Source organism: Bifidobacterium leontopitheci, assembly GCF_009193355.1.
GTDB classification, from domain to species: Bacteria; Actinomycetota; Actinomycetes; order Actinomycetales; family Bifidobacteriaceae; genus Bifidobacterium; species Bifidobacterium leontopitheci.
Genome location: NZ_WBVT01000011.1, coordinates 20,714 through 42,206, shown reverse-complemented (window position 1 = coordinate 42,206; position 21,493 = coordinate 20,714). Strand labels below are relative to the sequence as shown.

The 21,493-nt window shown below is 64.2% G+C and carries 17 protein-coding genes; 13 read left to right on the top strand and 4 right to left on the bottom strand.

What is annotated here, in order from left to right; translation table 11 throughout:
- Window positions 1-34 precede the first annotated feature (34 nt).
- Entirely contained in the window at window positions 35-3,589 is a 3,555-nt protein-coding gene (gene dnaE, locus F7D09_RS05155; RefSeq protein ID WP_152234347.1) for a DNA polymerase III subunit alpha, read from the top strand.
- 444 nt (window positions 3,590-4,033) lie between these two features.
- Window positions 4,034-4,897: a zinc ribbon domain-containing protein gene (locus tag F7D09_RS05150; RefSeq protein ID WP_152234346.1), complete on the top strand. Its 864-nt coding sequence runs from the start codon at window positions 4,034-4,036 to the stop codon at window positions 4,895-4,897.
- A gap of 271 nt (window positions 4,898-5,168) precedes the next feature.
- Here F7D09_RS05150 and F7D09_RS05145 read toward each other — a convergent pair whose 3' ends face one another.
- Window positions 5,169-5,474 (bottom strand): YhbY family RNA-binding protein, encoded by a 306-nt coding sequence (locus F7D09_RS05145; protein WP_152234345.1) that lies wholly within the window; start codon window positions 5,472-5,474, stop codon window positions 5,169-5,171.
- Between the two features lie 253 nt (window positions 5,475-5,727).
- Here F7D09_RS05145 and F7D09_RS05140 point away from each other — a divergent pair, with 253 nt between their 5' ends.
- The 3 genes from F7D09_RS05140 (at window position 5,728) to F7D09_RS05130 (ending at window position 9,184) form a co-directional block, all read left to right on the top strand.
- The gene (locus tag F7D09_RS05140) at window positions 5,728-7,605 is read left to right on the top strand and encodes an oleate hydratase (protein ID WP_152234344.1); all 1,878 of its coding nucleotides are present in this window, start codon (window positions 5,728-5,730) and stop codon (window positions 7,603-7,605) included.
- Window positions 7,606-7,851: 246 nt separating this feature from the next.
- Window positions 7,852-8,739 carry an aldo/keto reductase gene (locus F7D09_RS05135; protein WP_152234343.1) on the top strand — a complete coding sequence of 296 codons (888 nt, stop codon included), beginning with the start codon at window positions 7,852-7,854 and terminating at the stop codon, window positions 8,737-8,739.
- A gap of 58 nt (window positions 8,740-8,797) precedes the next feature.
- A complete protein-coding gene (locus tag F7D09_RS05130) occupies window positions 8,798-9,184 on the top strand; it encodes a DUF4186 domain-containing protein (protein ID WP_152234342.1) in 387 nt (128 codons plus the stop codon).
- A gap of 199 nt (window positions 9,185-9,383) precedes the next feature.
- On the opposite strand, the gene F7D09_RS05125 is transcribed toward F7D09_RS05130, so the two are convergent.
- The 3 genes from F7D09_RS05125 to F7D09_RS05115 form a co-directional block, all read right to left on the bottom strand.
- A complete protein-coding gene (locus F7D09_RS05125) occupies window positions 9,384-11,105 on the bottom strand; it encodes an acetolactate synthase large subunit (protein WP_152234341.1) in 1,722 nt (573 codons plus the stop codon).
- 203 nt (window positions 11,106-11,308) lie between these two features.
- The gene (locus F7D09_RS05120) at window positions 11,309-11,923 is read right to left on the bottom strand and encodes a sugar O-acetyltransferase (protein ID WP_152234340.1); all 615 of its coding nucleotides are present in this window, start codon (window positions 11,921-11,923) and stop codon (window positions 11,309-11,311) included.
- 95 nt (window positions 11,924-12,018) lie between these two features.
- Window positions 12,019-12,789 carry a gamma-glutamyl-gamma-aminobutyrate hydrolase family protein gene (locus F7D09_RS05115; RefSeq protein WP_152234339.1) on the bottom strand — a complete coding sequence of 257 codons (771 nt, stop codon included), beginning with the start codon at window positions 12,787-12,789 and terminating at the stop codon, window positions 12,019-12,021.
- 295 nt (window positions 12,790-13,084) lie between these two features.
- On the opposite strand from F7D09_RS05115, the gene F7D09_RS05110 reads away from it, so the two are divergent.
- From F7D09_RS05110 to F7D09_RS05075, 8 genes are all read left to right on the top strand, one after another.
- A complete protein-coding gene (locus F7D09_RS05110) occupies window positions 13,085-13,915 on the top strand; it encodes a hypothetical protein (protein WP_152234338.1) in 831 nt (276 codons plus the stop codon).
- Between the two features lie 66 nt (window positions 13,916-13,981).
- Window positions 13,982-14,581 (top strand): hypothetical protein, encoded by a 600-nt coding sequence (locus tag F7D09_RS05105; RefSeq protein WP_152234337.1) that lies wholly within the window; start codon window positions 13,982-13,984, stop codon window positions 14,579-14,581.
- 350 nt (window positions 14,582-14,931) lie between these two features.
- Window positions 14,932-15,726, top strand: a complete 795-nt coding sequence (locus F7D09_RS05100; RefSeq protein ID WP_152234336.1) for a 3-oxoacyl-ACP reductase — start codon at window positions 14,932-14,934, stop codon at window positions 15,724-15,726.
- A gap of 395 nt (window positions 15,727-16,121) precedes the next feature.
- Window positions 16,122-16,871: a hypothetical protein gene (locus tag F7D09_RS05095; protein WP_152234335.1), complete on the top strand. Its 750-nt coding sequence runs from the start codon at window positions 16,122-16,124 to the stop codon at window positions 16,869-16,871.
- Window positions 16,872-16,875: 4 nt separating this feature from the next.
- Complete coding sequence (locus F7D09_RS05090; protein WP_152234334.1) at window positions 16,876-17,808, top strand: hypothetical protein; 933 nt, start codon at window positions 16,876-16,878, stop codon at window positions 17,806-17,808.
- 8 nt (window positions 17,809-17,816) lie between these two features.
- Entirely contained in the window at window positions 17,817-18,665 is an 849-nt protein-coding gene (locus tag F7D09_RS05085; RefSeq protein WP_152234333.1) for an ImmA/IrrE family metallo-endopeptidase, read from the top strand.
- A 104-nt stretch (window positions 18,666-18,769) separates the two neighbouring features.
- The gene (locus tag F7D09_RS05080) at window positions 18,770-19,114 is read left to right on the top strand and encodes a hypothetical protein (protein WP_152234332.1); all 345 of its coding nucleotides are present in this window, start codon (window positions 18,770-18,772) and stop codon (window positions 19,112-19,114) included.
- Between the two features lie 463 nt (window positions 19,115-19,577).
- Complete coding sequence (locus F7D09_RS05075) at window positions 19,578-21,380, top strand: UvrD-helicase domain-containing protein (RefSeq protein ID WP_226835972.1); 1,803 nt, start codon at window positions 19,578-19,580, stop codon at window positions 21,378-21,380.
- Window positions 21,381-21,493: the final 113 nt, after the last annotated feature.

Below are 21,493 nucleotides of genomic sequence, written 5' to 3'. Positions count from 1 at the left end.
AACGGTGAACAGGACATAAGGTAGGGTGGAGAGCATGACTGGAACGGGAAACTTCGTACAACTGCACAACCACACGCATTATTCGCTGCTGGACGGGGCGTCGAAGATCCCCAACCTGGTGAAACGCGTCAAGGAGCTGGGCATGCCGGCGGTCGGCATCACCGACCACGGCAACATGCACGGCGCCTACGAGCTGTGGCGCAACGCGGTGGATGCGGGAGTCAAGCCGATCATCGGCATCGAGGCGTACGTGACGCCCGAGACCGCGCGACAGGACAAGTCCCGCGTGCACTGGGGCACCGAAGCGCAGAAGCGCGACGACGTCTCCGGCGGCGGCCTGATCACCCACCTGACCATGTGGGCGGAGAACGACGAAGGCCTCGTCAATCTTATCAAGGCGTCGTCGGTCGCCAACCTCGAAGGCCGCGTCATGCGCTATCCGCGTATGGACAAGGAGGTGCTCGCCACCTACTCGAAAGGCGTGATCGCCTCGTCCGGCTGTCCCTCGGGCATCATCCAGACACGACTGCGCCTCGGCCAGTTCGACGAGGCGCTGCGTGCGGCAGGTGAATTCCAGGACATCTTCGGCCGCGACAACTTCTTCATCGAACTCATGGACCACGGACTCGAGATCGAGAAGAAGGTCACGGACGACCTGCTGACCATCGCGAAGAAGCTCAACGCGCCCCTGCTCGCCACCAACGACTCCCACTACGTCATGGAGGCGGACAAGGACGCGCAGGACGCGATGCTATGCATCAACTCCGGCGACACGCTCGACAACCCGGACCGATTCAAGTTCGAAGGCTCCGGCTACTACATCAAATCCGCCGAGGAGATGCGCGAACTGTTCCGCGACCTGCCCGAGGCGTGCGACAACACGCTTGAAATCGCGGAACGCTGCAACGTGATCTTCGACGACCACGAGGACGGCGCGTTCATGCCGCAGTTCGACTGCCCCGAAGGCTGGGACGAGACCTCCCTGTTCCTCAAGAAGGTCGAAGAGGGCCTGGAGCAGCGTTACGACGGCAATCCGCCGATGGAGGTCCTCAAACAGGCCGACTACGAGTGCGGCGTGATCTGCCAGATGCAGTTCTGCGGCTACTTCCTCGTCGTCGCCGACTACATCAACTGGGCAAAGTCCCATGGTGTGATGGTCGGCCCCGGCCGAGGCTCCGCCGCAGGTGCGATGGTCGCCTACGCGATGGGCATCACCGAACTCGACCCGCTCAAGCACGGTCTGATCTTCGAGAGGTTCCTCAACCCGGAACGAGTCTCCCTGCCTGATATCGACGTGGACTTCGACCCCGAAGGCCGCATGAAGGTGCTCGAATACGTGGCCGACAAGTACGGTCATGACAAGGTCGCCCAGTGCGTGATCTACGGCACCATCAAAACCAAGCAGGCGCTCAAGGACTCGGCGCGCATCATGGGCTACGAGTTCTCCATGGGCGAGCGGATCACCAAGGCCTTGCCGCCTGCGGCCACGGGCGGCAAGGACATCAGCGTCCACGACATCTTCGACCCGACCGCCAAACGGTACGCCGAAGCCCGCGAATACCGCGAACTGTACGAATCCGACCCGGACGTGCGCCGCATCACCGAAGAGGCGAAGGGCATCGAGGGCCTGATCCGCCAGACCGGTGTGCACGCCTGCGCCACCATCATGGGTAGCGAGCCGATCACCGACACGTCCCCGTTGCTGGAACGCACCGACGGCACCGTCACCACCACGTTCGAATACCATACGTGCGAAACGCTCGGCCTGGTCAAGATGGACTTCCTCGGCCTCTCCAACTTGACGGTCATCCGTGACACGCTCAACAACATCAGGAACAACGGCAAGGAGCCGATCGAGTACACGAAGATCCCGCTCGACGACAAGGCGACCTACGAGCTGCTGTCACGCGGCGACACGCTCGGCGTGTTCCAGCTCGATTCCGACGGCATGCGCTCGCTGCTGAAGACCCTGAAGCCCGACAACTTCAACGACATCTCCGCACTGATCGCCCTGTACCGACCGGGCCCCATGTCGATGGACTCGCACACCAACTATGCGAAACGCAAGAACGGGCTGCAGAAGATCACGCCGATCCATCCGGAGCTCGACGAGCCGCTGAAGCAGGTGCTTGACGAAACGTACGGCCTGATCATCTACCAGGAGCAGGTGCAGTCCGCAGCGCGAATCCTCGCCGGCTACTCGCTGGGCAAGGCAGACGTGCTGCGACGAGCTATGGGCAAGAAGAAGCCCGAGGTGCTGGCCAAGGAGAAGGTGCCGTTCTTCGCCGGCATGAAGGAGCACGGCTACTCCGAGGAGGCGGCCGAGGCGATCTGGGAGATCCTGGTCCCGTTCTCCGGCTACGCGTTCAACAAGGCGCACTCCGCCGCCTACGGTCTGATCTCCTACTGGACCGCCTACCTCAAGACCCACTACCCGGTCGAATTCATGGCCGCCCTGCTGCAGGGCGCGGCCACCAACAAGGACAAGACCGCACTGTACCTTGGCGAGGCCCGCCGCATGGGCATCCAGGTGCTTTCGCCGGACGTCAACGAATCCGTGTACGAGTATTCGGCAGTCGGCGACGTCGTCCGCTTCGGCCTCGGCGCCATCCGCAACGTCGGCGAGAACGCGGTGAAGGACATCATCGCCGAACGCAACGGCTCGCACGGCAAGTACGTCAACTTCATGGACTTCATCCGCCGCGTGCCCCTGAGCGCACTCAACCGGCGCCTCGTGGAATCGCTCATCAAGGCCGGCGCGTTCGATTCCATCGACCCGAACCGTCGCGCCCTGTTCACCGTGCATCAGGCGGCCATCGACTCCGTGGTGGCACTCAAACGCAAGCAGGCCGAAGGCCAGTTCGACCTGTTCGCCGATGATGAGGACGGGGGAGCGGAAGCCATGGGCGACGCCTCCGTCTCCGTGCCCGACATCGAGGAATGGGACAAGAAGACCAAACTCGGCTTCGAACGCGAGATGCTCGGCCTGTACGTGTCCGACCATCCGCTCAGCGGCATGCAGGCCGTGCTCGCCGGCTTGCGCGAGATGTCCATCGCGCACCTCATCGACCGCGCCGCCACCATGCCCGACGGCCAGCAGGTCACGCTCGCCGGCATGATCACCGGCGTGGACCGTCGCGTGTCGAAGAAGGGCAACCCGTGGGCCATCGTCACCATCGAGGACATGGAAAGCTCCATCCAATGCATGTTCTTCGGCAAGGTGTACGAGGCTGCCGCCGCCGAACTCGCCGTCGACTCCGTGGTGCAGATCCGCGGCCAGGTCGAAGTGCGCGACGAGACCGTCAGCCTGCGCGCCACCGAAATGCAGGTGCCCACATTGGAAGCCGCGGACGAGCGGCCGCTCGTCGTCATGCTGCCGAAGGACGCGCTAGGGCAGAGCAACGTGCAGCAGCTCGCGCAGGTCATCCAACGGCACCCCGGATACTGCGAGGTGAAGCTCGCCATCGTGGACGACAAGGGCAACACGCAGGTACTGACGTTCGGCGACCGGTTCCGCGTCAAACGCGACACCAGCCTCTTTGCCGAAATCAAGATCCTCTTCGGGCCCAGCTGCCTGCCAGGCGCGTGAGCGTTACGGTACCGGCGCGTGGGTGCTGCGCCGCCGCCATGAGCGTCGTGGTACCTGCGTGAGCGTGTCTCGGCCCCTGCGTGAGCGTCGCGGCCCCTGCGTGAATGTTGCGTGGTGCCGACGCATGGTCGCACTGCGCCGGCGTTGTGTCGGTCAGCCGCACTGCGTCACTCTGCTCGCCCTTGCAGCGTGACGGACCGCTCAAACCCCAGTGTTTCCAAGGGTTTCGCATCTGTGTCACGCTGCAAGGGCGGGCAGCGTGACACAGATATGATCGGCGGTTGTGCGCAGCGTTGCCAGTGCTTCTCTACAAGCGTGAAAAACAGTCATATTTGTAGCTGACGTTGTATAGAATCAACAATGTGTAAGAAAACAGGCTGGGTTGTGAAGCTCGGCTTGCATATGCAGCTTCGCCGAGAATGATCTCGGGAAAGGTCGGTACTGATGTATTGCTCGCGATGTGGTACGGCGAATGCCGATGGCAGCAGGTTCTGCAAAGGGTGCGGTTCGCCGCTCAACGGTGCCGCGGCGGTCAACGTCCCGATTCCTGCTGCTGCCCCCAAACCGGTCTCCGCCGTGCCTGCGGCGCCGTTGCCGTCCGGCGTTTCGTCGGCTCCGCAGCCGGGGCCCGCGTATGCGGTGCCGGCGCCGTTGCCTGTTCCCGGCGCTCCGGGAGCTGCTGCCGTCAAATCGAAGAAGCCGCTCATTATCACGCTCATCTCGGTGTTGGTCGTGGCGTTGATCGCCGGCGGCACGTTCCTGTTCCTGACACTGTCCAAACCCAAGCTCGACGGCACGTACGCGTTCTCTTCGGATGGGAAAAACGCCTCGCTGGTCGTCCACGGCAAGAACATGACGTTGACTTTTCCATACCTCGGCACCGTGACCGCGACCATCAGCAAGACGTCGAAGAACGTCAATGGCGGTTATGACTACACGCTTGGCGGTCTGCAAATCTCTTCGGATGTCGTAGAAAACGTACGGTACTATCTATACTTCCTTGACTATGACATGAGCGATAGCGCGGTGAAATCCACCCTTCAGTCGCTCAACCCGGTGCTGAGCGTGCCGGCAGGATTTGATAAAGGGTCTCCGGTCGGCACATGGTCGATATCCTGCTCCGCGTTCGGCGCCTCTGCCGATGCCACGGTCACGTTCAACGCTGACGGCTCGTTGACCGCCAGTGCATCGGCCATGCGTAGCTTGTCATCCAGATGGAACGGCAAGTGGACGCAACGTGATACGAACTCCTATGCCATCACCGGCACCGACGGCTGGGACGCCGGCACCTTCACCATACAGCGATAGCCGGTTCCAGCCAGGCATCGAATGGATTGCTTCGATGCAGCTTCGCTCATTGCTCTTGCTGCTGATGCTGCCGCGTTGCCCTCTCCCTGTCACAGCGGGTACCTACCCGCTGTGACAGGGAGAGGGCAACGCGAGGGGAGGGGCGGGCGATGCGAGTCAGGCGGGCATGCAGCGGCGCCATCGGGGTGGTGCCGCATCGTCGCTTGGACGGAGCCGCCTAGTTGGGGCCGCCTGAGCGGCGCCTGAGCGTAGCGGTCCGGCATGCTGTGCGCTACTCGCGCACAAGCTCGATGTGCTCGATATCCTTGCGGTTGCTGCGACGGTAGAGCACGAAACGGTTGCCGATGGACTGCACCACCTGCGCGCCGATCTGGCCGGCGAGCTTCTCCGCCGCCTCCTTGGCGGTCAGGCCTGAACCATCCTGCACGGCGACCTTGAGCAGCTCGTGGCTGTCCATGGTCTCCGACGCCTGCTTGACCGCCGCGTCCGTCAGATCGTTCTTGCCGATGTACAGCAGCGGCTTGAGCTGGTTGGCCAGTGCGCGCAGCTGCTTGACCTGCTTCTTCGTCAACGCCATGATGTCACTTCTTTCCTTGGGAATCATACAAAACCAGTGCCTTACGAGGATACCGGAGCGTGCAGATGAACGACAGCGCCGTTCGTCCCGAGGCCCGCTTTCCGACGACACTCTGGTAATTCCCCAACACCGCGAGTACTGTCTATAGCGGAGAAGAGAAGAATGCGACAACATGTCTATTAAACGACGCCAGGGGCGTCGCACCCGACTGCCGGCCCGCAAAACGGTCGGCACACCCACAAGGAGGCGGCACATGTACTATTCCAACGGCAACTACGAGGCGTTCGCCCGCCCGAAGAAGCCTGCAGGAGTCGACGGCAAGTCGGCCTACATCATCGGCACCGGACTGGCGGCGCTGTCCGCGGCCTGCTATCTCGTACGAGACGCGCAGATGCCCGGCGAGCACATCCACATCCTCGAAAAGGACCCCGTACCCGGCGGCGCGTGCGACGGCGCCGAAATCCCCGGCCTCGGCTACGTGATGCGCGGCGGCCGCGAAATGGACAACCACTTCGAAGTCATGTGGGACCTGTTCCGCTCCATCCCCTCCATCGAGAACCCCGACGTCTCCGTGCTCGACGAATACTACTGGCTCAACAAGGAGGACCCGAACTATTCGCTGTGCCGCGCCACCAAGGAGCTTGGCAAGGACGCCGGCACCAACGGCAAGTTCGGCCTGTCGGACAAGGCCTCGCAGGAGATCATGAAGCTCTTCTTCACCCCCGACGAGGAGCTCTACGACAAGCCGATCACCGACTTCTTCGACGACGAGGTGCTGAACTCCAACTTCTGGATGTACTGGCGCACCATGTTCGCCTTCGAGAACTGGCATTCCGCCCTCGAGATGAAGCTGTACATCAAGCGCTACATCCACCACATCGGCGGCCTGCCCGACTTCAGCGCGCTGCGCTTCACCCGCTACAACCAGTACGAATCCATGATCCTGCCGATGGTCACCTACCTCGAAGGCCACGGCGTCCAATTCCACTACAACACCAAGGTCGAGAACGTCGAATTCGCGGTCGGCGGCGGCGACGGCCCCAAGCGCGAGCACACCGGCGTCGGCCAGGACACGATCCTCAAGATCCAGGCGACGTCCGGCGTGTTCAAGCGCAACCCGTACTCCACGCCCACCAAGAAGCTCGCCGTACGCATCGACATCGACCATGAAGGCGAAAAGTCCTCGATCGACCTGACCGAGAACGACTACGTGTTCATCACCAACGGCGGCTGCGTCGAGAACTCCACCATGGGCTCGCAGCATTCGCCGGCCGCGTGGAACCCGGACATCAAGCCCGGCGGCGGCTGGGACATGTGGCGGCGCATCGCCAAGCAAGATCCGAGCTTCGGGCACCCCGACACGTTCTGCTCCGACCCGCAGGCCACCAAGTGGATGAGCGCCACCGTAACCACCTTGGACAAGGAGATCCCGCCCTACATCCAGCGCATCTGCAAGCGCGACCCGTTCACCGGCCACGTGGTCACCGGCGGCATCGTCACCGTCACCGACTCCAACTGGCTGCTCAGCTGGACGCTCAACCGCCAGCAGCAGTTCCGCGACCAGCCCAAGGACCAGCTGTGCGTATGGGTGTACGGCCTGTTCCCCGACAAGCCCGGCAACTACGTGAAGAAGCCGATGACCGAATGCACCGGCGAGGAGATCTGCCAGGAGTGGCTCTACCACATGGGCGTGCCGACCGACAAGATCGAGGCGCTCTCCAAGAACCACGCCAACACGGTACCGGTCATGATGCCGTACATCACGGCGTTCTTCATGCCGCGCGCCGCCGGCGACCGTCCGGACGTGGTGCCCGACGGCGCCGTGAACTTTGCGTTCCTCGGCCAGTTCGCCGAAACCCCGCGCGACACGATCTTCACGACCGAGTATTCCATGCGCACCGGCATGGAGGCGGTCTACACGCTGCTCGACGTGGACCGCGGCGTGCCCGAGGTGTGGGGCAGCGTCTACGACGTGCGCAACCTGCTCAACGCGACCGTCAAGCTGCGCGACGGCAAGCCGGTCACGGACATGAAGCTCAACTTCGTGGAGCGTGCCGTGCTGGGCAAGGTGCTGAAGAAGCTCGACGGCACCGACATCGCCACGCTGCTCAAGGAGTATCACGTGATCTGACACGCGGCTCAAGCGCTCTGCCATGACGCGCGCCCGCGTCCGTAAATCCGCTTCAAGTCCCGTTTCGTGCCGTGCAGGCACTGTGCGGACGTGACTTGAAGCGGTTTTTCGTTTCGGGAGTGCCGAAAGCCGAAAAACGGATGCCGCAAAAAAGTGAACCATATATTCCCCCTGCGCCATCCGGTATTACGATGGATGGCGACACCGGCACACGGTGACGTTACGGACGCATGAAAGGGGATTGCGATGGTTGAACAGACGACAGGGGGAGCGCTGGAGGTCAAACTGCATGACAAGGCGGGGTCGGTGATTCCGCAGATCGGGTTCGGCACGTTCCAGATTCCGCCCGAGGACACGCAGCGCGCCGTCGAAGAGGCGCTCGAGATCGGCTACCGGCACATCGACACCGCCGCCGCCTACTACAACGAGAAGGAGGTCGGCGACGCGCTGAAGGCGACCGGCATGGCCGGCAAGGTGTGGGTGACCACCAAGCTGCGCAACTGCGACCAGGGATACGATTCCGCGATGGTCGCCTTCGACCGGTCGCGGCGCAACCTCGGCGTCGACCGGATCGACCTGTACCTGATTCACTGGCCGTTCGCCGCGGCCGGCTTCTTCAAGGAGACGTGGCGTGCGCTGCTCAAGCTGCGCGACGAGGGCGCGATTCGCGTGCCCGGCGTGAGCAACTTCCTGCCCGAGCATCTGCGCGCGGTCATCGAGGATTCCGGCGAGACTCCGGCCGTCAACCAGATCGAGGTGCACCCGCGGTTCAACCAGCCGGGCAACCGCGCGTTCTGTGAGGTGCACGGCGTGGCGGTCGAAGCATACAGCCCGCTCGGCCACGGCAAGGACATCGAATCCGAGCCGGTCGTCGCCGCGGCGGCAGCGCACGGCGTGACTCCCGCGCAGGTGGTGCTGCGCTGGCATACGCAGGAGGGACGCATCATCATCCCCAAGTCGAAGCATGTGGAACGCATGAAGGCGAACCTCGCCAGCGGCGACTTCGACCTGACCGCCGCCGAGCTCGCCGCCATCGACGCGCTTGACGACCCGCACGCCAACGTGAGCGCCGACCCGGCGACGTTCACGCACTCGCAGTCGTGGGCCGACCAGCATGTGCGCGGCAACATCTGAGACGCCTGAGACGCCGGCGCGTGAGACGGCGACGTTGCGGCAGAGGCACGGCGAAACCATGACTGATGACGAACGCCGTTGGATAGCCGAGACGCTGGAACGGCTGTCGCACTCGGCGTTCCGCGCGAAGTTCGCGCTGACCGACAAGGATCGCGCCTACGCCCGGGCCAAAGGCCGCGAGACCATCGACCGGCACGCCCGCGACATGCTGCGCGCCCGGGTCGGGGACGCGCAGCCGCGCAATGACGGCCGGCAGACACCGTGGCGCGGGCACCCCGTGTTCACCGCGCAGCATGCAACCGCGACCTGTTGCCGTGGCTGCATCGCCAAGTGGCATCGCATCCCGCAGGGGCGCGAGCTCACCGAAACGGAGGTGGACCGGCTCGCCGACCTGGTCATGGCATGGATCGAACGCGACCTGACGAACCATCCGGCCGGACGATGAGACTGACGCCGGTCCGACATCGAAGCCGGCATCGTGACCGGTCTGATGCGGCGGCGGCCGTCGGACATCCTTCGGTTACGACAATGGTCAGCTCGCGGGGGAGTGCTCGTCTGACTGCGCCCCCAGCGCAAGGACATGCGGGCAATGTCTCCGCCGTTCGGGCATCCTTGCGCCGCCGATTCATGCGCCATGCCGCCGCTCACGCCGAGAACTCGATGTCGCCCAGCTTGTCGATCAGCTTCATGTTCTCCCGGTAATCCACCGGGCAGGCGATCACGTCCACGCCGCTGCCGGAACGCAGTGCGTGATGCAGGATCGGATACAGTTCGTCCGCGCTCTCGATTTCGTGGCCCTTCGCGCCGAAGCTCGCGCTCAACGCGACCACGTCGGGGTTGCCGAAGTCCACGTACTCGTGCCGGCCGTCATGGATGTCCATCTTCCATTTGATCAGGCCGTACGCCTCATCCACCCACACGAGGATCACGATGCGCGCGCCGACGCGCACGGCGGTCTCGATCTCCTGCACGTTCATCATGAACGAGCCGTCGCCCATCACCGCCAGCACCGGACGGCCGGGATTGTCCAACGATGCGGCGACCGCGCCCGGCAGCGTCCAGGCCATCGTGGACAGCGAATTGTCGATCACGCACGTGTTCGGCGCGTACGTAGGGTAGAGCCGGGCCATCCACATCTTGAGCGCGCCCGTGTCGACCAGTGTCACGTCCGTGTCGTCCACCGCACGGCGCGTGTCGTACACGATGCGCTGCGGCTTCATCGGGAACGCGTCATCGTGCGCGCAGGACTCCAGCTCGTCACGCAGCAGCGCGCGGATCTGCGGTTCGACCGCGTTGAAGCTGATTTTCTCGTCGCGCAGCCGTGCGATCAGCGCGGCGAGCGTATGGTCGATGTCCGCCATGATGTTGAGCGCCGTCGAATAATGCGCGTCCGTGTCCTCGACGAACGTGTTGATGTGGATGATCGTCTTGTCGTCGTTCGGGTTGATCTTGCGCGGGTCGAACTGCTGGATCGAGAAGCCGACCGCGATGATGAGGTCCGCCATGTCGAACGCGAAGTTCTCATAATCCTTATGCATGAACCCGACCACGCCGAGCGCGTTGTCCAGCTTGTCGGAGAACACTCCCTTGCCTTCGAACGTGGTGGCCACCGGCACGTTCAGCTGTTCGGCCAGCTCACGCAGACGGTCGGCCGCATGTGCGCGGGTCACGCCGTTGCCGGCCAGGATGATCGGCCGCTTGGCCGCACGGATCAGCGAGACCGCCTCCTCGATCGTGTCGTCCGCGGGCATGATATGCACCGGCTTCGGCAACGGCAGCGGATGGGCGCCCTCAGGGGCCGGCATTTCGGCGACATCCTCCGGCAGGACCAGGCAGGTGGCGCCCGGCCGCTTGCGCTGCGCGATGGAGAACGCCTTGCGGACCATCTCCGGCACCGCCTCCGGCTTGAGCACCATCGACGTCCACTGCGTGAGCGGACGGAACACGGAGACCAGGTCGACGATCTGATGCGACTCCTTGTAGAGCCGGCCCACGTTGCCCTGCGCGCAGATGGCGACGAGCGGCGTGGTGCTCGCGTTCGCCTGCGCCACCGGCAGCGTCAGATTCAGGGCGCCCGGTCCCAGCGTGGCCAGGCAGACGCCGGGACGGCCGGTCAGATGGCCGTGCGTGGCGGCCATGAACCCGGCGCCCTGCTCGTGGCGCGTGAGCACGAACCGGATGCGTCCGTCGCGGGCGATCGCCTCCATGAGCGAAATGTTCTCCTCGCCGGGAATGCCGTACATCACGTCGACGCCCTCGTTGACGAGGCACTCGACGAAAAGGTCGGCGACGGTGCGACGATGCGGCTGCGAGCCGGACGGTTCCGTGGAGCGTGCGGGGTTGGTGTTCTGCTGTGCTGTGGTCATGCCGGATATTGTCGCACCGCAATGATTCGGCTGTATGACGGTCCCAACAGTGCCGGCATTAAGCCGGCCGAGGTCGTCCGCAATTGCAGGACGCTGTCGGCGGGTCCGGCTGTCCCGCTTCCTTGGCCCCCTCGGTGGAGGGGGGCTGTCGGCGGAGCCGACTGGGGGAGCGTCACCCGCCAGGGGAATCGACTCCTACACCCTTACATCCCTTCAGGAATCCGCATGCCCGGCCGGTAGTACTCCCGGTCACGCTCGCCGATCTCACGAACCGGCCGGCATGGCGTGCCGTACGCGACCGTGTCGGCGGGAATGTCATGCGTGACGAGGCTGCACGCGCCGATCACCGCGCGCTCGCCGATCGTCACACCCGGCATCACAGTCACGTTCGCACCTAGCCAGGCGCTGCGGCCGATGCTGATCGGCGCGGAGAACTGCGCGTACCGGTCGCGCAGGTCTGCGCGGATCGGATGTCCAGTCGTGCACAGGATCACGTTCGGGCCGATCATCACATGGTCGCCGATATGGATCTCTCCGTCATCCACGAGCGTGAGGTTGAAGTTCGCGTAGCAGTGCGCGCCCCAATGCGTGCTGCACCCCCAGTTCGCGTGCATCGGCAGCTCGATGTGCGTGCCTTCGCCCACCTCGGCGAAGAACTCATGCATGAGGCGTTCACGCTCCTCGCTGCCCGGTTCGCTCAGGTTGAGCCGGTGCAGCAGCCGCATCTGCGCGGTCTGCGCCTCGTCGATCTCGCCGCTCTCCCACATGTACAGGTCGGTGGAGTGCATGATGTCGAGAATATGCTGGGGAACGCTCATCGGTCACCTCGTCGTCGGTATGTGCGTCGTGTCGGTATGTGTGCCGTCGTGCGTTCCATGGTACGCGATGCGTTGGGCGTACGCGGCTCCTCTCGTCAGCGTGTCTGATTGGCGGCCGCCTCGACGAAGGCCGAGAAGATGGCCCGCTGGTTGGCATCGACCTTGTGCGCGAACTCGGGATGCCACTGCACCGCCCACACAAAGCGACGATCCGGCGCATAGACGGCCTCGACGATGCCGTCCGGGGCGATGGCCATTGGTTTCAGCCCGTCGCCGAGCAGGCGGATTGCCTGATGGTGGAAGCTGTTCACTGCAAGCGTGTCGGCTGCCGGGTGGAACCGGTCGAAACGTTCATCGCCGTCCCCGTCCGGCCACAGTGCGGCGGCCAGCGGCGAGTTCGGTTCCACGCGCACGGTGTGCACCGGTTCGTCGTACGGCGGCTTGCCGTGATGCTCCACGTCACCGGGATGCTGGGACGGCAGATCCTGCCACAGCGTACCGCCGAGCGCGACGTTCAGCGACTGGATGCCGCGGCAGATGCCGAGCAACGGCTTGTCGTGGCGTAACGCAGCCGGAATCAGCCGCATCTCCATGCGGTCGCGCGCGGGGCACAGCTCCACGGTCTTCGGTCCCGGCTCCTCGCCGTACAGGTCCGGGCCCATGTCGTGCCCGCCGGCGACCAGCACGCCGTCCAGCGAGCCGACGAGCTGCTCGATGGACGCCTCGTCGTCGGTCAGCGGCAGCATCACCGGAATGCCGCCCGCCTCCGTGATGCCGTCGAAATAGCCGGGCAACATCCACAGGCTCTCCAGCTTGTCGTCCCACAGCGGGGTCACACCGATCAACGGCTTGCGGGATGCGGGCATGACGGCCTCCTTCATCGGTTCTGGTCCGGGTGCGCCGGATTGCTGTGCATCAGATTGTCACCCGCCGCCGACTGCCGCCGAGTTCGCCGGTTACTCCGGGAATGGGCCCGTTTCGGCAGTCGAAAGCGGGTCAGAGAGCGGAGTCCGGGGCCTACGGTTGGCCGGTGCAGCTCAGCACGACACGCCGAAGACACCGATATCGCCCGCACTCCATGGAGTTGTCCGGTTGAAACGGGTGTAAGCAAGAACGGCATTGAACAGAAGGCCGAAGAGAACGAATGCAGGAGGCATCATCATGGACATTTCGAAGAACTGGCGTTTTGGCGAGGTCCCCACGGGCGTGGATCGCATGTACGCGAAGATTCACATCGGACATCCGAACAACGCGACGGGAATCGAGAAGATGATCCACGCGCGCACCGCCGAGACGCCGCTCGACTTTTCGGTGATGTACTACCGCTTCCCGCGGCAGGCAGCCGACGGCACGTGGAGCAACCGTTCGATGGAACGGTTCGAATACACCGACCTGTCGGGATGCCGCGTGCGTGACGAGCGGTATCCGAAGCGGCTGCAGTTCAACCTGCGGTTCCTGCAGTACCGGCTCAGCGCGGGGCTGATTCGTCCGCTGATGAAGGTGGAGTTCCGTGACGCGTTCGACGGCATGGAGGATTCGCCGGTTGTCACGCGCATCGCCAAGCTGTGGGATGTGCTCGACCTGGAGACCCTGCGCCGCGACAATCTGCTCACCGACGACATGGACGAGTCGCTGCGCGGCGGCTACGCGCTCGTCGAACATACGACAGGCATTGTGCTGCCCGCGTGCCCCGGCGCGACGATCGAGTTCATCGTCGACGGTGGGGAGGACGCCATGATGATCCGCGTGACGCCGACCAACAGGTCCATGCCCACGCTGCCGACGGACGATGCGCCTAGCTCGACCGGATACGAACGCTACGACACTCCGGACGGCATCGACGAGCGACGGCTGCAGGCCGACATCGAACGGTGGAGCGCCGACCTGGAGCAGCAGATCGGCATCCGCGACTCCCCGCAGTTCGACCGCGAACGCAAGGTGATCGAACGGCTGCGCGCGATCACCGCCGAAGAGGACAGCTGGAACGACTGAGCCGAGACGACCAACATCACATTCCATATCACACACAATCACACACAAGCAAAGGACACGATAACGATGAGCGCTGCACTGATGGGCACTACGATGATGAGCACCACGCTGATGAGCAACACGCTGACCGCACTGGACGTCATGCCGGCGGACGCTGGACTGACGGACACCGCGATGTTCGGCGGTCCGACCGCGGTCACTCGCCGCCGCGCGACCGGATTCGGCGACCATGCGCCGCTCGAGATGAAACTGCCGGGCGTCGTCTATCTGGACGACGTGCTGCAGACGTTCTCCGACGACGGTACCGGACTGCCGCCCATCGACGATGACGACGATGACCACGGCGACGGCATCCACTGCGTGTACGAGGAGGGCGGCTACGCGGACGAAGACGACGACTTCGCCAACGTGTACGGCGTGGGCAAGCGGCGTGACTACGGGTGCCGCGAACAGCCGGAGTACTACATCAAGGCGCTGCCGAAAGATCCGGGCAACCTTGAGGTGGACACGTATTATTACTGCCCGCGTCATTTCGCGCTCAACCTCGGCTTCCTCGTCGACGAGATGACCGGCATGAGCCCGGAGGACGAGATGGAACGCTACCTCAACAACGGCGAGATCCCGCCCCGCTTCGCCATCCAGGAATGGGGTCGCATCGGCGAGTGAGCGAATGCCCATAACTACGTGGCAGCCATTCCTCGCGACGGTACCAGACGATGTCAATGGCCGGCTGCCACCTGCCGTTTGGCCATGTGACGCATGTCTCATTGTGTTCCCGGCTCTTCCTTTCCGCCGCGTCCTTCGATAGACTGGGCGGCAGCTGGGGGAGCGATGCGATCGCTGAGACCACGTGGTGGGACCCTTCGAACCTGTGAGGCAATGCTCGCGTAGGGAAGCGATGCGCGACACCGCGAGCCACCGCCAGATTCGACGGAACGGTCCAGACGCACGCCATCCCTCCCGCCAGCGGAACACAACGAACCGGCCGGGCCGTACGGCCCATTGGAGGAATGACCATGACCGATCCGAACACCAGCAGCGCCATCAACGGCTTCCTGAACGGCGAGACCATCCTCGTCACCGGCGGCGCCCGCGGACTGGGCGAGGCCATCACGCGCGCCGCCGTGCAGGCCGGCGCCCACGTGGTCGTCGACTACCTGCACAGCGAATCGCGAGCCAAGGCGCTGGAAGCCGAGTTCCCCGGCCAGATCACCGCCATCCAGGCCGACGTGACCGACGAGGCGGACGTCAAGCGGCTGTTCGCCGACGCCCGCGCCGCGCTCGGCCGTCCGATCACCGGCGTGGTCAACAACGCGCTCGTCAGCTTCTCGTTCAACGGCGACGACCGCCCGAAGGCCGACACCATCACGTGGAGCGACTTCGAGCACCAGCTGCTCGGCGCCGTCAAAGGCTCGGTCACGGTCATCCAGCAGGCACTGCCCGGCTTCGAGGAGGCCGGCTACGGCCGTGTGCTGAACATCGGCACCAACCTGTTCCAGAACCCGGTCGTGCCCTACCACGACTACACGGCCGCCAAGGGCGCGCTGCTCGCCGTCACCCGCACGTTCGCCCAGGAGCTCGGCGCGAGGAACGTGACCGTCAACATGGTCTCCGGCGGCCTGCTGCGCACCACGGACGCGAGCAGCGCCACGCCCGACGCCGTGTTCGACATCATCGCCCAGTCCACGCCGCTGGGCCACGTCACCACGCCGCAGGAGCTCGCCGACGCCGCCCTGTTCTTCCTCTCCCCGCTCTCCCGCGCGGTCTCCGGCCAGAACCTCATCGTCGACGGCGGCTACGTCAAGGGCTGACGGGCTGACAAGCCGAGGGCGGCTCAGCCAGATCGTTGCATGACGGACAAGAGGGTCGGCTCCCGAAAGGGCCGGCCCTCTTGCTGTACTGGGTGCTGGCTGTGTGAGACGGCGGCTCCTACCGCGTGTCGCGCGGTGACTTGTCCGGTTGATATCAGTGAACACCATGAGACAGGCGCGGCATCATCGATGCCACGCGAACCTGACAGCCGACTTGGAAAGGAGCCGCGATGACAGATACGCTGCATGGTCATGGTCTGCGCAGACGACCGGCGATTTCGCGCCTGACGCGCCAGGCCGCGGTGTCATGCGGCCATGTCGGATCCGCCGCCAACTCCCGTGCTACACTCGAGGGCATATGGGCTCACGAAGGAGGGGCATTGGCAGGGGACGACATGACACTGCATGAACTGTGGCGTAGCGGCAAGGAAGCTCGTTTCCAGGAAGAACTCTATTTTGCGTTGCTTCGACTCATGACTTCCGTGGTGAAGAAGCAGGTCATCGAGCTGCATGGGCGGACTCCGGCGGAATACGCCGAGGACTGCATCGGCGAGTTTTGGGCGGACAAGCTAGGCCCCACCCTTGGCGAGGACGGAACGGTCATCGATCCCACGCCTCGAGTGAACGCCATCATCGACAAGAAGTGCGAAACGGACGAGGAGCTGTTCGCCTACCTGAAGACGATGATGATCAAATGGATGCACGGCCACCTGATGGCGGGCAATCCGTTGCAGCCGCTGTCAGAATCCGTCAGACGCCGTCTGAAGGACGATGACAGGTTCGTGCTGCACGGCAACAACGTGTGGGGACTTACCGGCGGCGGAACATCACCCTCCACTGCGCCCGAATTGCGATTGGAGCAGGTGGCGGCGCAATGCCCGCTCAAGGAGTACAAGGAACGGTACGGGTCGAAGAGGGCTCCCAACATCGGGGCGCCCGGCGAGGTCGAGCATCTGCTCCACGAAGTGCTGCTTGCGGCACAGGGCACGCTGACGCTCATGGATCTGACCCGGATAGTCGCCAGACGCAAAGGATACGTCGTCTCGGAGACCACGGTGTCCGGGGACGGATGGGAAGCGTTGATGAACAGTGACGGAACCGGATGGGGCGCCCTGCAAGGCGTCTCCGGCGAGGATGACGAGTGAGGACATGATGACACGTACAGCACAGGAACAACAGGCATACGAGCGTTTCCGCGCGATCGCGGGCGATTTCGTCATCCCCAAGCAGATGATCCGCAACAACTCCGACGATTATCGACGGCAGGTATTCGAAGAGGGCGTCAGACCGAACCAGCTGTGGGTCGCACGGCACGAAGGGTATGCGGCATACGTCGCGATCGTGAGTGTCGGCGCCGATGAGCGCACCGTTGTCGCCATGCCGATGGATGGCGACCTGGATGTGCAGACACGGGATTCGCTCATCATGCTGCATGATACGCCCCTCGGGCTGCCGATGGTCGCGTGGCCGGCGCTGACCACCGAGATTCCGGTACGCTTGCTGGCCAAGCCGGCCGGTGAATTCGCCGAGTCCGACATGCGCATATTCGTTTCGGGCCATCCAGATGGGATTCGTGTGCAGCAGGGAGCGTCGCCGCGCTTCTCCATGGATGAGGCCATATACGACGAGATGGTCGCGCATATTCGCCGTTGGCATGACATGTGCGCCGAGCTGCCGCAGCTGGAGCCGCAGAAGGCTTCAGCCGGAGTGTCGTTGGATCGCGTCGCCGCCATGAAGGAGCTGATGCGCAAAATGGGCATGAGCCTGGAAGATGCGGCCGCGGTCGTCGACCGCACGACGCCTGCCACGGACAAGCAGCGTCGCACGCTCGCCGGAATCGGCATCAGTCTGGACGACATCCCTGCGCGCACGTCCACGTTGCCCAAGGATCTGCTCATCGAAGTGGAGCAGCCAAGGTGGCGTGCCGAAGCGGACCAGTACGCGGCCAGGATGGAAGGCGACGCACGGCTCAACCTCGCGCAGTCCGCCTTCGCGCTTGCCGCGCGACGCACGGGGCATGGACGGGAGTCGTGGCGTGGCGCCCTGATGCAGGCGGCTGACGGCGACACCGGACGGAAGTAAGGCGGCGCATGGCATTTGAGACCGAGATGATTGGACAATGGGCGGCGGAGCAGTCGGATAGGATGCTGGAGGCTGCCCGCTCCTCGCATCCCAAGACGTTTGAGGCCGATTGCCTGAGTGAAAACTGCATTTCGAGAATCGCCAGCCACTGGCGAGGCCGTCTTGTAGTGCAGAAGGTGGAGCGGCTGAGCGACAGCGAAGGGTATACGAGCGATAGTGCGCAAGTGGATGAAGGCGGCGATCTGTCCGGCCTGTATCTGCCGTGCAAGGCAAGGGCGGACGGCCGCGCCACACTCGTCGTGGCCTACGCCTTCTATCGGCGCATGACATTCACGCTGCTGCACGAGCTGGGCCACTACCTGCAACGTGAGCGAGACGATCTGCGCGTTGAACTGTGCCTGTTCACCGACCGGGGAGAGGCCAAGGAGGCCGAGGAGACCGCGTGCAACATGTTCGCGTCCAAGGCCCTGCTGCCGGATTCCCTGCTGGAAGACACGCGGGATAACAACGCCAATGCCCGATGGGCGCAACGACTGTACAGGCATTCTCGTGCGTCGAGGGCGGTCATCGTACGTCGATTGGCGCCGTTGCTGGAGCCAGGCAGCTGGATGATGTATTACGACACCAAGGATGTGCCGAGGCTGCGCGCATACTGGGATGGCCGCGTGGAATACGATGTCTCGACGATGCCGGTCGAACGGGCGGCGCTGAATACCGTCGGGGGAGGCTGCTCCTCGTATACCTGCAAGGTGGAGGATCTTGTCGAGGATACCGATGGTCTGCCGACGTATGTCAGCGCCGCGAGCAGCGCCAGCGGACGTTTCGGCACCGCCAAATTCGTCATGGTGCGCAACTGATTCCCGTCTTCGGCGTGTCGCGGAGCGACTTGTCCGGTTGAACCTGGTGACAGCGAAAACGATCCGGGCGCAACGGGCGGCCGGCACAGCGAAAGGAGACTGTCATGTCACGGGAATCACTGGAGAGGGCGATGTCGCGTCAGGCCGAGAACGGGAAGCGGGCGCCCAAGAAGTCGACGGTGATCTTCGATGATCCGACCGAAATGGAAAGCGATCTTGATACCTACACCGTCCCCATCCCCGAGGGCCTCACCGAGACGTTCCAGCCGTCCCGGCCGGTCAGCGTAGACGAAATCTTCGACTGGGAAGCCTACGGCAGGGAACCGTACCCCGGTTACGCCGCGGAGGAGAACAACTGGGAGAAGGCGTGGGAGAAGGTCAACCGCGCCCAGCAGAAGGCCGACGGCGGCACCATGCACATCGCCGACCCCGTGCACCTGTGGGGCTGACCGCAGGGTACGGCGTCGCCTGCGCCCGGCCTGCGGTCGGGTACAATGGCCTCCGGCAATGAGCTCGGCGACGGGAAGTCAGGGAGGCGTGGGCATGGGACTGTTCGATCGGCTGCGAGGGTTGTTCTCCGCACAACCGCAGGATGTTCCCAAGCAAGCGGCGTCGGCTTCCGAACCCACGGCCCAGAGGTCCCGTCAAAGGACGTCGGCAACGCCGGTCGTGCGGACGTCGGCGGATATGGCGCCGTCCGATGCCGCGTTTCTCGCCACGACATTCCCTACAGCGGCAGCGCCACGGACCACAACGCCTTCACCGAAGCCGCAGCACACTGCAGACGCGGCGTGGCGACCAAGGCGTCCCACCGCGCAGACAACGGCGAGTCGCAACGCCGGCTCCTCCGCGAGGTCCGCTCAAGCCTTGCAAGCCGCAGCGGCAGCAGCCGAACGGTTCCATCGGCAGCGCATGGCCGACGTCGATACGCCCACGCTGCAGTCGCAGCCGCAACTGCCGACGAACGTGCTCGCCACGGCGCGCGGCATCCTCGGCAAGGTCGAAGGCCACGAGCTGAGCGACGAACAGCTGTCGGCCATCGTCGGCGCCGGACACAACACGCTGGTGCTCGCCGGCGCCGGAACCGGCAAGACCACCACCATCACCGGATACGTCGCATGGTTGCTCGCCACGAAACGCGCCAAACCCGAAGAGATCCTCGTGCTCTCGTTCACACGCGCCTCGGCGGACGAAATGTCGGCGCGCATCCGCAAACAGACCGGCGAGGACGTCCATTCCGGCACGTTCCACAGCCTCGGCCTCGAAATCTGCCGCAGCGCGTCCCTCGCCAAGACGAACGTGATAAGCGACGGCGACGCCAACCAGGTCATCAGGCAGGCGTTCGACGCGCAGTGCCATAACGACCTGCGATACCGCCTGCGCGCGCTCAAGCACATGGGCGAGCAATTGCACGCCGACAGCCAGCGCGACGGCAGGTCCCAGCCGGAGCACCTCGCCGGCGGCGCGTACGAACAGTGCGTGCAACAGCTGACGTCCACGGCGCTGACCATCATCCGGCACATGCGCTCGAACGGGCTGGACATCGCCGCCATGCGCGAGCTCAACCGCCGCTACGGAGCGGAGCACACCGGCCGCAACTGCGACATGCTCGACCTCGTCGAACCGCTCTACCACGCGTACCTGCAGCGCATGGCGCAGACGCAGGGCATCGACTTCCCCGGCATGATCACGCAGGCCGCGCAATGCGTGCGCGAAGGCCGCTACGATCACCGGTTCCGTTACGTGCTCATCGACGAATACCAGGACATGTCTCGCCCGCGCTACGAGCTGATCCGCGCGCTGCGCGAGCAGCACGACTTCTCGCTGTTCTGCGTGGGCGACGACTGGCAGTCGATCTACCGGTTCGCCGGCAGCGACATCAGCCTCATCCTCGGCTTCGACCGTATCTGGTCGCAGTGGGGCGCCACGACGATGTTCCGCATCACCACCACCAGACGGTTCAAGACCAGCCTCATCGAGGCGAGCGGCGCGTTCATCATGAAGGACCCGCACCTTTACCGCAAGCGGCTTGTCAGCACGAGCGACAAGACCGACCATTCCATCAAGGCGCTCGCCGGCAAAACCGATGAAGACCGGTTCAACGCGGTCGTCGAGCAGCTGCGCAAACTGCCGAAGGCCGCGTCGGTCATGCTGCTCGGCCGCTACCGCAGCGACCTCGAACTCATCGCGCGATACGGCGGCGGCCTGTTCGACATCCGTAAGGCGGCCGACGGCAAGGGCATGAGCGTCACGTTCCGCGAGAAACCGGAGATGGACATCGTGTTCATGACCGTGCACGCGGCCAAGGGACTGCAGCGCGACTACGTGTTCCTGCTATGCACGTCGGGCGGTGTGAAGGGCTTCCCCAGCATGATCCCCGACGAGCCGTTGCTGACGTTGCTGCTGCCCGAATCCGAAAGCTACCCGCACGCCGAAGAGCGTCGCCTGTTCTACGTGGCCATGACCCGGTGCGTCAAGAAGCTGTTCATCGTGGTGGACCAGCATCGGCCGTCACGGTTCATGTACGAGCTGCGCGATGACGTGTGCCCGAACATCTTCCGCCGTGTGGCGTTGCAGCCGCAATGCCCGCTCTGCGGCGAGGCGCTGGCCGTGCGTGCCGCGCACAATGACCCGGAACGCCGCTTCTACGGGTGCACCGGCTTCCCGCTGTGCCGCTACTCCCAGGATCTGGGCCGCGGCGGCGGACGCCTGTAGCCGACCTTCCGTTTCCTTCTTGTGGCCATCGGCGTGTCGCGGTGTGAGTTGTCCGGTTGAACCTGATGACAGCACACACCACTGCACAACACACACTATTACACAGTGCAGTG